Origin of the sequence: Microbacterium sp. MYb62, from assembly GCF_002979475.1 — a bacterium.
Taxonomy (GTDB): Bacteria; Actinomycetota; Actinomycetes; order Actinomycetales; family Microbacteriaceae; genus Microbacterium.
This window is the reverse complement of sequence record NZ_PCOY01000018.1, coordinates 34505-47375: the sequence shown is the minus strand read 5'-3', so window position 1 is coordinate 47375 and position 12871 is coordinate 34505. Positions and strand designations below refer to the sequence as shown.

Annotated in this window: 13 protein-coding genes and 2 tRNA genes; 12 read left to right on the top strand and 3 right to left on the bottom strand. The window is 67.2% G+C overall.

Annotated features, from left to right (window positions below; all coding sequences use genetic code 11):
* The first annotated feature begins 9 nt into the window (after positions 1-9).
* Both secG and CQ042_RS15520 read left to right on the top strand, forming a co-directional pair.
* The gene (secG, locus tag CQ042_RS15525) at positions 10-258 is read left to right on the top strand and encodes a preprotein translocase subunit SecG (protein WP_029261623.1); all 249 of its coding nucleotides are present in this window, start codon (positions 10-12) and stop codon (positions 256-258) included.
* Positions 258-611 carry an RNA polymerase-binding protein RbpA gene (locus tag CQ042_RS15520; RefSeq protein ID WP_017830291.1) on the top strand — a complete coding sequence of 118 codons (354 nt, stop codon included), beginning with the start codon at positions 258-260 and terminating at the stop codon, positions 609-611. Before secG ends, CQ042_RS15520 begins: the two co-directional genes overlap by 1 nt.
* 72 nt (positions 612-683) lie before the next feature.
* Here the strand turns inward: CQ042_RS15520 and CQ042_RS15515 are convergent, their stop codons facing one another.
* Positions 684-1919: a hypothetical protein gene (locus tag CQ042_RS15515; RefSeq protein WP_105671356.1), complete on the bottom strand. Its 1236-nt coding sequence runs from the start codon at positions 1917-1919 to the stop codon at positions 684-686.
* A gap of 136 nt (positions 1920-2055) precedes the next feature.
* Positions 2056-2126 (bottom strand) — tRNA-Gly (locus CQ042_RS15510).
* Positions 2127-2234: 108 nt separating this feature from the next.
* On the opposite strand from CQ042_RS15510, the gene CQ042_RS15505 reads away from it, so the two are divergent.
* From CQ042_RS15505 to CQ042_RS15465, 9 genes are all read left to right on the top strand, one after another.
* A tRNA-Pro gene (locus CQ042_RS15505) sits at positions 2235-2308 on the top strand.
* 63 nt (positions 2309-2371) lie between these two features.
* Entirely contained in the window at positions 2372-3862 is a 1491-nt protein-coding gene (tig, locus tag CQ042_RS15500) for a trigger factor (RefSeq protein ID WP_105671355.1), read from the top strand.
* A gap of 71 nt (positions 3863-3933) precedes the next feature.
* Positions 3934-4428, top strand: coding sequence for a tetratricopeptide repeat protein (locus tag CQ042_RS15495; protein WP_105671354.1), 495 nt, complete (start codon positions 3934-3936; stop codon positions 4426-4428).
* Between the two features lie 81 nt (positions 4429-4509).
* A complete protein-coding gene (locus tag CQ042_RS15490; RefSeq protein ID WP_017830295.1) occupies positions 4510-5106 on the top strand; it encodes an ATP-dependent Clp protease proteolytic subunit in 597 nt (198 codons plus the stop codon).
* A gap of 20 nt (positions 5107-5126) precedes the next feature.
* Positions 5127-5768, top strand: a complete 642-nt coding sequence (locus CQ042_RS15485) for an ATP-dependent Clp protease proteolytic subunit (RefSeq protein WP_105671353.1) — start codon at positions 5127-5129, stop codon at positions 5766-5768.
* A gap of 152 nt (positions 5769-5920) precedes the next feature.
* Positions 5921-6856: a sugar-binding transcriptional regulator gene (locus tag CQ042_RS15480; protein ID WP_105671352.1), complete on the top strand. Its 936-nt coding sequence runs from the start codon at positions 5921-5923 to the stop codon at positions 6854-6856.
* Positions 6853-7854 (top strand): deoxyribose-phosphate aldolase, encoded by a 1002-nt coding sequence (gene deoC / locus CQ042_RS15475; RefSeq protein ID WP_105671351.1) that lies wholly within the window; start codon positions 6853-6855, stop codon positions 7852-7854. Before CQ042_RS15480 ends, deoC begins: the two co-directional genes overlap by 4 nt.
* Before the next feature lie 13 nt (positions 7855-7867).
* The gene (locus tag CQ042_RS15470) at positions 7868-9310 is read left to right on the top strand and encodes an aldehyde dehydrogenase family protein (RefSeq protein ID WP_105671350.1); all 1443 of its coding nucleotides are present in this window, start codon (positions 7868-7870) and stop codon (positions 9308-9310) included.
* The gene (locus tag CQ042_RS15465) at positions 9307-10158 is read left to right on the top strand and encodes an aldehyde dehydrogenase family protein (RefSeq protein WP_105671349.1); all 852 of its coding nucleotides are present in this window, start codon (positions 9307-9309) and stop codon (positions 10156-10158) included. The genes CQ042_RS15470 and CQ042_RS15465 overlap by 4 nt, the downstream gene beginning before the upstream one ends.
* 104 nt (positions 10159-10262) lie before the next feature.
* Here CQ042_RS15465 and CQ042_RS15460 read toward each other — a convergent pair whose 3' ends face one another.
* Positions 10263-11339 carry a hypothetical protein gene (locus tag CQ042_RS15460; protein ID WP_105671348.1) on the bottom strand — a complete coding sequence of 359 codons (1077 nt, stop codon included), beginning with the start codon at positions 11337-11339 and terminating at the stop codon, positions 10263-10265.
* Between the two features lie 172 nt (positions 11340-11511).
* Between CQ042_RS15460 and clpX the strand changes: the two genes are divergently transcribed.
* Complete coding sequence (gene clpX, locus CQ042_RS15455; protein WP_105671347.1) at positions 11512-12780, top strand: ATP-dependent Clp protease ATP-binding subunit ClpX; 1269 nt, start codon at positions 11512-11514, stop codon at positions 12778-12780.
* Positions 12781-12871: the final 91 nt, after the last annotated feature.

Genomic DNA, 12871 nt, shown 5'->3' with positions numbered 1-12871 from the left:
CTCTTTCTCGTGGCAATTCTCGAGTTCGTCCTGCAGGTCGTGCTGGGTATCACCAGCGTTCTGCTGACCCTCCTCATCCTCTTGCACAAAGGTCGCGGCGGTGGCCTGTCCGACATGTTCGGTGGCGGCATGACCTCTGCGGTCGGCTCCTCCGGTCTCGCGGAGCGGAACTTGAACCGCTTCACCGTCGTCCTGGCTCTGACCTGGTTCGTCGCCATCGTCGCGCTGGGCCTCATCACGAAATTCGAGGTCATCTGATGGCTACCGGTGGAAACGCGATCCGTGGCACCCGTGTCGGCTCCGGCCCGATGGGGGAGCAGGACCACGGCTATCACGCCGACCGCATCGCGGTCTCGTACTGGGACGGCCTCGGCAACGAGACCGTGAGGTACTTCGCGGCCGGTCTCCCCGAAGAGGAGATCCCGGAGACGATCGATCACCCGCAGTCCGGCCTCCCCGCCGGTCGCGACAAGGAGAACCCGCCTGCGCTCGCGAAGGCGGAACCGTACAAGACGCACCTCGCTTACGTGAAGGAGCGTCGCACCGACGAAGAGGCCGTCCAGCTTCTGGACGACGCGCTCACGCAGCTGCGCGAGCGCCGGGGTCAGTGACCTCGACCTGACATCGAAGAAGCCGCCGCGAGTGATCGCGGCGGCTTCTTCCTTCTCCCGGAGACGGTCCGCTCAGCGGCAGCCTGACGCGGCATCGATGTACTCCTGCGGAGGGTAGCCATAGGCCCAGACGCCGTTGGCGTCGTCCGTGAAGCCCATGCTGATGGCCCACGCGGTCGCCCACTTCTCGATGCTGTCAGGTGTGGACGCGTCGTACATGCCCTGGCACTTGACGCTGATCGCGTGGCCGACCTCATGGGCGATGAGGGCACGGCTCCGTTCGGCGGGCCACTGCTCCGCGACGGAGTTCGAGAGCTCGATGGTCGCGCGGCCAGGGTCGTCCCACCACCACGTCGTGTACCCGCCCATGCTGCCGTTGTAGCCGGCACCGCTGACCACCGGGGCCCAGTCGAAGTCCAGGAGCACCCCGGGTGCGAGCGAGCGGGCGAAGGCCTCGATCTCGAGCCGAGCGCTCATGAGGGGGCCAGACTTCTGCGCCATCTCCTCGCTCTCGGTCGCCACGACCTGCGCCGCGGCATCCTGCAGGGTGAGATACGTCGTCACGGTGGATTCATCCACCGTGGCGGTGGCGGTCGCATCCGCCGCCGCGTCGCGCAGAGCGATCACGGCATCATTGCGCGCGGAGAGGTGCGCGGCCTCGAACGCCGGAGCCGCCGCAGCCGTGGCCGTCATGACGGTCAGACCGCTCTCCGTGAGGGCCTCGAACGCACCGGTGACCTCGGCGGATGCCGCCGTCAGATCGTCGGACAGTCCGCTCACCTCGTCGTGGTGCTGCTCCAGTTCGGCCGTGGCACCGAACAGCTCCCAGAACCAAGTCGGCTTCGTGCCCGTGTCGGGGATGTCGGAGGCGATGACGCCGTCCGCGCCGGTCGCCGCCGCCGCGCCGTCGTCGACGGCCGTGGCGAAAGCGGCCTGCACATCGTCGGCGACGGTGAGCGGCTGGTTTCCGCCGGCGAGGATCAGTTCCCCCGCCTCGGCGGCCGTGCGCAGGCCCGCCGTGTCGGTGCGGACCGCAGCCTGCGCCGCGGACGCGGATCTCGCTGCTTCCTCGTACTGCGTGGCGGCGCTGTCATAGCCGAGGTTCGCCGCCAACTGCGTGAGGGAGAGGGCGGCGACCACGGCCGCACCGCCGAGCAGACCGAAGACGAGGCCCTTGTGCGGCTTCCGGCGCCTCGATGGCGGGGCGGGGGAGGGCTCCGACGCCGAGAACACAGCGGGCAGGTGGTGCCCGCCGCTGTGGAGCGTCGAGGGGTGTGGATCGGCGCCCGGCCGGGGCGGGGCGGTCACGTCGTGCCCATTCGATGTTGCCTTCCGGTCGGACGGGGCGTGCAGCAATGCTGTCAGCGTATTCGACGAGAAGGCGGAGTATGCGGTGGCGGACGAGAGAAGGCCCCCACCGTGAGGTGAGGGCCTTCAGAAGCGGAGGGGCTGACGGGAATCGAACCCGCATCATTAGTTTGGAAGACTAAGGCTTTACCACTAAGCTACAGCCCCGGATCCGAGCCCTGGAAAGGCTCGATGCCGACTCATCGACTATACCGGACTCTGACGCATGCTCCTGTCCGTTAGACTCGGTGGGGCTGAATCTGCGTGCGGATTCCCCGGGGCGTAGCTCAGCTTGGTAGAGCGCCCGCTTTGGGAGCGGGAGGTCGCAGGTTCAACTCCTGTCGCCCCGACACGGCCCCCACGGACCTTACAGCCGCGATTCGAAGCGGAAATCACAAGGAGAACACACCAGCATGGCGAACAGCACCGTCGAGAAGCTGACCCCGACCCGGGTCAAGCTCAGCATCACGGTCACCCCGGACGACCTCAAGCCCAGCATCGCTCACGCGTACGAGCACATCGCTCAGGACGTCCAGATCCCCGGCTTCCGCAAGGGAAAGGTCCCGGCTCCGATCATCGACCAGCGCATCGGTCGCGGCGCGGTCATCGAGCACGCCGTCAACGAGGGCCTCGACAAGTTCTTCCGTGACGCGACCGTCGAGCACAAGCTGCGCGTCGTCGGCCGTCCGGATGCCGACATCACGCAGTGGCCGAACGAGAAGGACTTCTCGGGCGACCTGCTCGTCGACATCGAGGTGGACGTCCGCCCCGACATCGAGCTTCCGTCGTTCGACGGCATCACCGTGACGGTCGACGCTGTCGAGGCCGATGAGGCCGCGCTCGACGCGGAACTCGACAACATGCGCGCGCGCTTCGGCACGCTCGTCCCCGTCGACCGCCCTGCCGCGAAGGGCGACTTCGTCGAGCTCGACCTCGTCGCCACGATCGACGGCGCCGAGATCGACCGTGCCGAAGGCGTCTCCTACGAGATCGGCTCCGGCGAGCTGCTCGAGGGCATCGACGACGCGATCGAGTCGCTCACCGCCGGCGAGGACACCACTTTCCGCTCCGCTCTCGTCGGCGGAGACCACGCCGGCTCCGAGGCCGAGGTCTCCGTCTCGGTCAAGGCCGTCAAGGAGCGCGAGCTCCCCGAGGCCGATGACGACTTCGCGCAGATCGCGAGCGAGTTCGACACGATCGCCGAGCTCCGCGACAGCCTGGCAGAGCGCGTCGCACAGCAGGGTGTCTTCACGCAGGGCTCTGCCGCACGCGACAAGCTCGTCGAGGCGCTGCTCGAGCAGATCGAGATCCCCGTCCCGCCGCAGCTCATCGAGGACGAGGTGCACAACCACCTCGAGGGCGAGAACCGTCTCGAGGACGACGTGCACCGCGCCGAAGTCACCGAGGCGAGCGAGAAGCAGTTCCGCACGCAGGTCCTGCTCGACACGATCGCCGAGCAGGCCGACGTGCAGGTCTCGCAGGAGGAGCTCAGCCAGTACCTCATCCAGTCGGCCGCACAGTACGGCATGGCTCCGCAGGAGTTCGTCGAGGCGCTGCAGTCCTCGAACCAGCTTCCCGCGCTCGTCGGTGAGGTCGCCCGCAACAAGGCCCTCGCGATCGCTCTCGGCAAGGTCAAGGTCGTCGACAGCAACGGCAAGGCCGTCGACCTGTCCGACTTCATCGTGACCGACGACGAGGCTGCGGAGGCAGAGTCCACCGAGGCCGAGGAGAAGCCGGCCAAGAAGGCTCCCGCCAAGAAGCCGGCCGCCAAGAAGGCTCCGGCGAAGAAGGCCGACGGCGCCGCCGACGAGGCCGCCGAGAAGCCGGCCGCCGAGAAGGCTCCGGCCAAGAAGCCGGCCGCCAAGAAGGCTCCGGCCAAGAAGGCGGCCGACAAGGCCGAGTGATCGGACACGATCCAGTGAAGAGGGCGGATGCTGCGGCATCCGCCCTCTTTTCCATCCAGGGAGAGGCAGCGATGAAGACGTGGGATGAGCGCATCGACGAGGTGTGGGATGACGCGACAGGCGAAGAGGTCGGCGACGACACGATCGCCCGCATCGACGTTCTCGCCGCCGAGCGTGGCCCGGACGACGCGCGTGCGGAGTTCGAGCGCGCCGGCGCACGGGATTCCGCCGGAAGGCCGGCGGAGGCCGTGGAGCTGTACCGCCGTGCGCTGGCCCTCGGCCTCGACGAGGAGCACCGACCGCAATGCGTGATCCAGATGGCCAGCTCGCTGCGCAACCTGGGGGAGTACGAGGAAGCACTCGCCGTGATCCGCGCCGAGGAGGAGTTGTCGGCCGACGGTCCGTATCGGGATGCGGTCGCGGCGGTGCACGCGCTGATCCTCGCCAGCGCAGGGCGACCGGCGCAGGGGCTCTCCGTCGCGCTTCTGGCCCTGGTGCCGCACCTCCCGCGCTACCACCGGTCGATGACCGCGTACGCCCGTGAGATCGCGGATGCCGACACCTGATATGCCGACGGCGAACACGGCCTGGGCGCTGCGTTGACGCCGGTAGATTCGAATCACTGAAACACGGAATCAGGAGCTGACATGGCTGCAGAACCCCTCCTCGCAACGAGCGTCTTCGACAGGTTGCTGAAGGACCGCATCATCTGGCTCGGCTCGGAGGTGCGAGACGAGAACGCGAACGAGATCTGCGCGAAGATCCTTCTTCTCGCCGCAGAGGACTCCGAGCGAGACATCTACCTCTACGTGAACTCGCCGGGAGGCTCGATCACCGCGGGCATGGCGATCTACGACACGATGCAGTTCGTGCCGAACGACATCGTCACCGTCGGCATCGGCATGGCGGCGTCGATGGGCCAGCTGCTGCTGACCGCGGGCACGAAGGGTAAGCGGTACATCACGCCCAACGCCCGCGTGCTGCTGCACCAGCCGCACGGTGGATTCGGTGGCACGTCCAGCGACATCCAGACCCAGGCGCAGCTCATCATGTCGATGAAGAACCGCCTCGCCGAGATCACCGCGGCGCAGACCGGCAAGTCGGTCGAGCAGATCAACGCCGACGGTGACCGCGACCGCTGGTTCACCGCCGAAGAGGCGCTCGAGTACGGCTTCGTCGACCACATCCGCGAATCGGCCTCCGACGTCATCGGCGGCGGCGGAACCGACCAGGACACCGAGTAACGGAAAGCGAAAGGACGCTCATGTACACACCCACCTTCCGCTCAGCCGGTGACCTGCCCTCCAGCCGCTACGTGCTCCCGCAGTTCGAGGAGCGCACGGCCTACGGCTTCAAGCGTCAGGACCCGTACAACAAGCTGTTCGAAGACCGCGTGATCTTCCTCGGCGTGCAGGTCGACGACGCCTCGGCCGACGACGTCATGGCCCAGCTCCTCGTCCTGGAGAGTCAGGACTCCGAGCGCGACATCACGATGTACATCAACTCGCCTGGCGGGTCGTTCACCGCGATGACGGCGATCTACGACACGATGCAGTACGTCGCGCCGCAGATCCAGACCGTCGTTCTCGGCCAGGCCGCTTCGGCCGCAGCCGTGCTGCTGGCAGCTGGTGCACCGGGCAAGCGTCTCGCGCTCCCGAACGCCCGGGTGCTCATCCACCAGCCCGCGATGGGGGAGGCCGGCCACGGCCAGGCCTCCGACATCGAGATCCAGGCCGCGGAGATCCTCCGTATGCGGACCTGGCTCGAGGAGACCCTCGCCGGGCACACGAAGCGCACGCCGGAGCAGGTGAACCGCGACATCGATCGCGACAACATCCTCTCCGCCGCGCAGGCTCTGGAGTACGGCATCGTCGATCAGGTGCTCACGACGCGCAAGCGCGTCTGACCCGACCGATCTCGAAAGGCGCTCGTCATCACGACGGGCGCCTTTCGTCGTTCCCGGCGGATGCGCAACGCCTCCGTGACTGTGTGCGCATATGAGCAAGGTGATGCGCGAACGCTGTTCCGGGGCTACTCTGAAGGAGGAAGGAGGATGCCGTGGAAGAAGATCTGCTGATGGTTCGCGTCGCCGAGCTGTACTACGACGAGGACAAGACTCAGGACGAGATCGGCGGACTCCTGAAGATCTCCCGCTGGAAGGTCGGCCGTCTGCTGACCCAGGCGCGGGAACGCGGCATCGTGCGCATCGAGATCGTGCATCCGCGTGCGCGCAGGCTCGGCCTCGAGCGGCTGCTCGTCGAAAGATTCGGGCTGACGGATGCCGTGGTCGTCCCGGCTCCCGACGGCGACGACGGCACCCTCGAACGCGTCGCCCAGGCCGCCGCCGACTTCCTCACGGCACTCCGACCGGTTCCCCGCACGCTCGGCGTGAGCTGGGGGCGCACGTTGCGCGCCGTCGCCGAGGCGTTGCCCGAGGGGTGGGCCCACGGCGTCACCGTCGTGCAGTTGAACGGCGGAGTCAGTCTGAACCGCCGCTCCGGCGGCGCTGCCGGGCTCGCCGTCACGATCGCGCAGCGCGCATCGGGCCAGGTCTCCCTGCTCCCCAGCCCGGCCATCCTCGAACGTGTGGAGACGAAGCAGGCCATCGAGTCCGACCGCACGGTCGCCGCGGTTCTCGAGGAGGCTGCGGAGGCGCAGGCGTTCCTGTTCACCGCCGGGCCCTGCGACGCTTCGTCCGCGCACGTCGAGAACGGTTACCTCAGCGCCGAGGAGGTCGAAGAACTCGCGCGACGTGGCGCGGTCGGAGACGTCCTCGGGCGCTATGTCGACGCGGAAGGCAACATCGTCGACTCGCAGCTCGACGCGCGGACGGTCGGCGTCTCGCTCGATCGTCTGCGCGGCGCCACCCGCGCGATCTTCGTCACGGCGGGACCCGCCAAGCACGACATCGCGCGTACTGTCGTGACCAGCGGCCTGTGCGGCGTTCTGGTGACCGATGAGACCACAGCACGAGCATTGTTGGAGGAACAATGACGACCAAAGAACTCAGCCGCAGGACGGCGGTGGATGTTCTCGGCGGAGAGCCCGACGACGCCACGCTCCGGCGCTTCCTGCACGGACTCCCCGGCGTGGATGCCGTCGGCCTGGAGCAGCGCGCTGCCGGGCTCGGCACCCGCTCCATCAAGACCACCTCGAAGGCATGGGCGCTCGACACGATCATCAAGCTCATCGACCTCACGACCCTCGAGGGGGCGGACACGCCAGGCAAGGTGCGCTCGCTCGTCGCGAAGGCGAAGAACCCGGATGCCGCCGACCCCTCGACCCCTCGGGTCGCGGCGGTCTGCGTGTACGGCGACATGGTCGGCGACGCGGTCACGGCGCTCGGAAGCCTGCACGGCGACCCCGATGACGGGCTGATCTCGGTCGCAGCCGTCGCCACCGCGTTCCCGAGCGGCCGTGCGTCGCTCGCGATCAAGCTCGCCGACACCGCTGAGGCGGTGGCCGCCGGCGCCGACGAGATCGACATGGTGATCGACCGGGGGGCGTTCCTCTCCGGCCGCTACGGTCTCGTGTACGACCAGATCGCCCAGGTGAAGGAAGCCTGCCGTCGCGAAGACGGCTCCTCCGCCTCGCTCAAGGTGATCCTGGAGACGGGTGAGCTGAACACCTACGACAACATCAAGCGCGCCTCGTGGCTCGGCATCCTGGCCGGAGGGGACTTCATCAAGACCTCGACCGGCAAAGTCCAGCCCGCCGCGACGCTTCCGACGACCCTGCTCATGCTGGAGACCGTGCGCGACTGGCACCGCGGCACCGGCGAGAAGATCGGCGTGAAGCCGGCCGGTGGCATCCGTTCGTCGAAGGACGCGGTGAAGTACCTCGTCACCGTGGCCGAGACCGTGGGGGAGGAGTGGCTCCAGCCGCACCTCTTCCGCTTCGGCGCATCCAGCCTCCTCAACGACGTGCTCCTGCAGCGTCAGAAGCTCAGCTCCGGCCACTACTCGGGCCCCGACTACGTCACGATCGACTGACGGGAAGACGAACATGTCATTTCTGGAATACGCTCCCGCACCGGAGTCCACCGCGATCCTGAACCTCAAGGACAGCTACGGCCTGTTCATCGACGGCGAGTTCGTCGACGGTTCCGGCACCCCGTTCCACACCATCTCGCCGGCGACGGAGAAGCACATCGCCGAGATCGCCTCGGCCAGTGATGAGGACGTCGACCGTGCGGTCGCCGCCGCTCGTCGCGCCTACGAGAAGACCTGGTCGAAGATGAGCGGCCGCGACCGCGGGAAGTACCTCTTCCGCATCGCCCGCCTCGTACAGGAGCGCGCTCGCGAACTCGCCGTCGCCGAGAGCCTCGACAACGGCAAGCCGATCAAGGAGAGTCGCGACGTCGACGTGCCGCTCGTCGCCTCGTGGTTCTTCTACTACGCCGGATGGGCGGACAAGCTCGATCACGCCGGCCTCGGTGCGAACCCCCGGGCTCTCGGCGTCGCCGGTCAGATCATCCCCTGGAACTTCCCGCTGCTGATGCTGGCGTGGAAGATCGCGCCCGCCCTCGCCGCCGGCAACACGGTCGTACTCAAGCCCGCCGAGACCACGCCGCTCACGGCGCTGATCTTCGCGGAGATCCTGCAGCAGGCCGATCTTCCCGCCGGTGTCGTCAACATCGTGACGGGCGCCGGCGCGACAGGCTCCACGCTCGTGCGCCACCCCGATGTCGACAAGATCGCCTTCACCGGCTCGACCGGTGTCGGCCGCGACATCGCACGGGCGGTTGCGGGCACGAACAAGAAGCTGACGCTCGAGCTCGGCGGCAAGGCCGCGAACATCGTGTTCGACGACGCCCCCATCGACCAGGCGGTCGAAGGCATCGTGAACGGGATCTTCTTCAACCAGGGTCACGTGTGCTGTGCAGGAAGCCGCCTGCTCGTGCAGGAGTCGATCCACGCCGAGGTCGTCGACCGGCTCAAGACGCGCCTCTCGACACTGCGTCTGGGCGACCCGCTCGACAAGAACACCGACATCGGTGCGATCAACTCCGCAGCACAGCTCGCCCGCATCCGAGAGCTCAGTGACATCGGCGAGGCCGAGGGCGCCGAGCGCTGGACCGCCGACTGTGCGATTCCGGAGCAGGGCTTCTGGTTCGCGCCGACGATCTTCACCGGCGTCGAGGCCTCCCATCGCATCGCCCGTGACGAGGTCTTCGGCCCGGTCCTCTCGGTGCTCACCTTCCGCACGCCCGCAGAGGCGATCGCGAAGGCGAACAACACGCCCTACGGCCTCTCCGCAGGCATCTGGTCCGACAAGGGATCGCGCATCCTCGCGGTGGCCGACCGCCTCCGTGCCGGAGTGATCTGGGCCAACACTTTCAACCGCTTCGACCCGTCGAGCCCGTTCGGCGGCTACAAGGAATCCGGATTCGGTCGCGAGGGCGGCCGCCAGGGTCTCACCGCCTACCTCAAGGGAGCCGCAGCATGAGCAAGCGTCTGACCGTTCCGAAGACGTACAAGCTGGCGATCGGCGGGGCCTTCCCGCGGAGCGAGTCCGGCCGCACGTACGAGGTGCTCACCGCGAAGGGTGCTTTCCTCGCGAACGCCGCGAAGGGCTCCCGCAAGGATGCCCGCGACGCCGTCGTCGCCGCACGCGCGGCGGTCAAGGGCTGGTCCGGCGCGACCGCTTACAACCGTGGGCAGGTCCTGTACCGCGTCGCGGAAGTGCTCGAAGGTCGCCGCACCCAGTTCATCGACGAGATCTCGGCGCAGGAGGGCGTGTCGTCCGCGGCCGCGGCCGCGCAGGTCGACGAGGCCATCGACCTCTGGGTCTGGTACGCCGGCTGGTGCGACAAGTACGCCCAGGTGGCGGGCAACGCGAACCCGGTCTCGGGCCCGTACTTCAACATCTCGGTTCCTGAGCCGACCGGTGTCGTGGCGATCGTCGCCCCGCAGGATTCGGCGCTGCTGGGCCTGGTGTCGGTGGTGGCCCCGGCGCTGGTCGCCGGGAACACGGTCGTGGTCGTGGCGAGCGAGCGGCATCCGCTCTCGGCCATCAGCCTCGCCGAAGTCCTGGCCACGAGTGATGTTCCGGGTGGGGTCGTCAACGTGCTGACGGGATCGCCCGCGGAGATCGCCCCCTGGCTGGCCTCGCACCAGGATGTGAACGCCCTCGATCTCGCCGGCGCGGGGGGCCTCGAATGGGTCGACATGCAGATCGCCGCCGCCGAGACGCTCAAGCGAGTTCTCACTCCCGGTGAGGTCGTCGCCTCGCCGGAGCGGATCGGCGCCTTCACCGAGGTCAAGACCGTCTGGCACACCAAGAGCATGGTGTGATCGACTCTCTGTCGCCCCCGCCGTGAGTTCATGACGAGCACCCTCGCCAGTCGCTGACGCGGGTGCTCGTCATTCGTTCGATCGTCAGGTGAAGGCTTCGATCGTCAGGTGAAGGCGCGGAATGGCAGCGAATCCGCTTCGGGAGCCGGAAGCGTCATCGTCGATCTGATGATCAGATCGTGGTGTTCCGGATCGAACCGGTTGAGGGCCTCTCTCGCCGTCGCCAGGGTTCGTGCCGTGGCCTCTCGATTCGGGGCTGCTCCGCGATGGATGGCCTGGTTGCGCAGGGACAGCAGCTCGTGCACATCGTCGGGTACGTCCAAGCCAAGGGACTTCGCTTGCCCAAGTTTCGGGCCAAGGGTCACCCTGGCTCCCAGGATCAGGGCGGCTACGTCCTCTTCCAGTCCAACAAGACGACGCTCCAACCAGCGTGTGCAGCCGATCTCCACGGCGGAGGCGGCATCGACGACGGCTCGACGATGCTCCCCGTATCCATGCGCATGATGAGCATCTCGAAGCAGCTGCCACGCGAGGTCAGGTGTGGTGTCGTCCGCCGCGAGTCGGAGGACATTCGCCATGCCCTCGGCGGTCATCGCGTCAACCGCGTCGTATCGGAACCACCCGGCACTGCCGATGTCGAGGAGCTGTGAGGAACCCCCGGCTTCGATCCACAGAACTTTGTCGAGTGTCCTCCTCTGTCGCAGCTTCGTGTCGTCACGGCTGCTGACCTGCTGACGTGCGAGGCACTCGATCCAGTTGCTCAGGCGCGACAACCAGGCGTCTTTCGCCTGCATCACCCGGGTGCCGAGCGCGGAGTCTTCGGAGAAGTCGCCCGTTCCGTTGAACCAGAGCCGGACGGTTCGCACACTTGCCGCACCCGTGGGCTGATCATCGCCCGATGTCCAGTGCGTCAACAGCGGGATCGCCCATTCGCGCGAGTCGGCGGGGGCGTTGGTGTGTGGCGACGACCATCCCCAGGGGTCGGTTGCCCACGCTGGTTCGATGAAGAGCAAGTCCCCGGGAGGGCCATCCTCCTCCGGGAGACGGGGAATGACTTCCGCTCGAGGGAAATCGAGATGCACCTCGAGGTCGTCGATCGTCGAGGTGAAAGTCTGCCCGAGACAGTCGAGTGTGACCACAACGCCGTGATCCAGGTGCAGCTTTCCTTCGATGGTCGCCATAGGCGGATGCTCCCTTCGTCTGAGCCGCGATTCGCCAGCCCAGCCCGATCGTATCTAGGACTCGACGGGCGCGTCTGCCCACCAGAAAACGAGTCCGCGCCAATGCGGCCTGGTGTCGTATGCAGCGGTTAGGCTCGAAGGACGATCTCTGATCCCCCATAGGAGGACGCGCATGGCCCGCATCGGTGAAAGCGCTGACCTGTTCAAATGCTCTTTCTGCGGAAAGAGTCAGAAGCAGGTCCAGCAGCTCATCGCGGGACCCGGCGTGTACATCTGCGACGAGTGCGTCGAGCTGTGCAACGAGATCATCGAGGAGCGGATGGCGGAGTCCTCCGCCGACGGGGTCGCCGAGTTCGAGCTCCCCAAGCCGCGGGAGATCTTCGCCTTCCTCGAGGAGTACGTCGTCGGCCAGGAGCCCGCCAAGCGCGCTCTCGCCGTCGCCGTCTACAACCATTACAAGCGCGTGCGCGCACACGGCACACTGCAGACGGCGGAGCAGAAGGCCGAAGAGGTCGAGATCGCCAAGAGCAACATCCTGCTCATCGGCCCGACCGGCTGCGGAAAGACCTATCTCGCGCAGACGCTCGCGAAGCGCCTCAACGTCCCCTTCGCCGTCGCCGATGCCACCGCGCTGACCGAGGCCGGCTACGTCGGCGAAGACGTCGAGAACATCCTCCTCAAGCTCATCCAGGCCGCCGACTACGACGTCAAGCGCGCCGAGCAGGGCATCATCTACATCGACGAGGTCGACAAGATCGCCCGCAAGGCCGAGAACCCGTCGATCACCCGCGACGTCTCGGGTGAGGGTGTGCAGCAGGCTCTCCTCAAGATCATCGAGGGCACGGTCGCCTCGGTTCCCCCGCAGGGCGGTCGCAAGCACCCGCATCAGGAGTTCCTGCAGATCGACACCTCGAACGTGCTGTTCATCGTCGCCGGGGCCTTCGCCGGCCTGGAGGACATCGTGTCGGCGCGCGTCGGCAAGCACGGCATCGGCTTCGGCGCGCCGCTGCACGACAAGGGCAAGGACCTCGATCTGTTCAGCGAGGTGCTCCCGGAGGACCTGCACAAATTCGGTCTGATCCCCGAGTTCATCGGGCGTCTTCCCGTGGTCACCTCGGTCTCGCCGCTCGACCAGTCTGCGCTCATCGACATCCTCACCGGCCCGCGCAATGCGCTGGTGAAGCAGTACCAGCGCATGTTCGAGATCGACGGGGTGCAGCTGGAGTTCGAAGAAGACGCCCTGCGATCCATCGCCGACCTCGCCGTCGAGCGCAAGACCGGTGCCCGCGGGCTCCGCGCGATCCTGGAAGACGTCCTCGGCCCGATCATGTTCGAGATCCCGTCGGCAGAAGACGTCGCCAAGGTGATCGTGACCCGCGCGGCCGTCGACGACGGCGCACCGCCCACGATCGTGATGGAGCGCAAGCGCAAGAGCGCATGAGCGCCCGACCGGCTCCCTGGTCGCCGGTCGTCCGGAGGACGATCGTGGATGACCGCTGGATACGGCTGCGCACCGACGATGGCGAAGACGT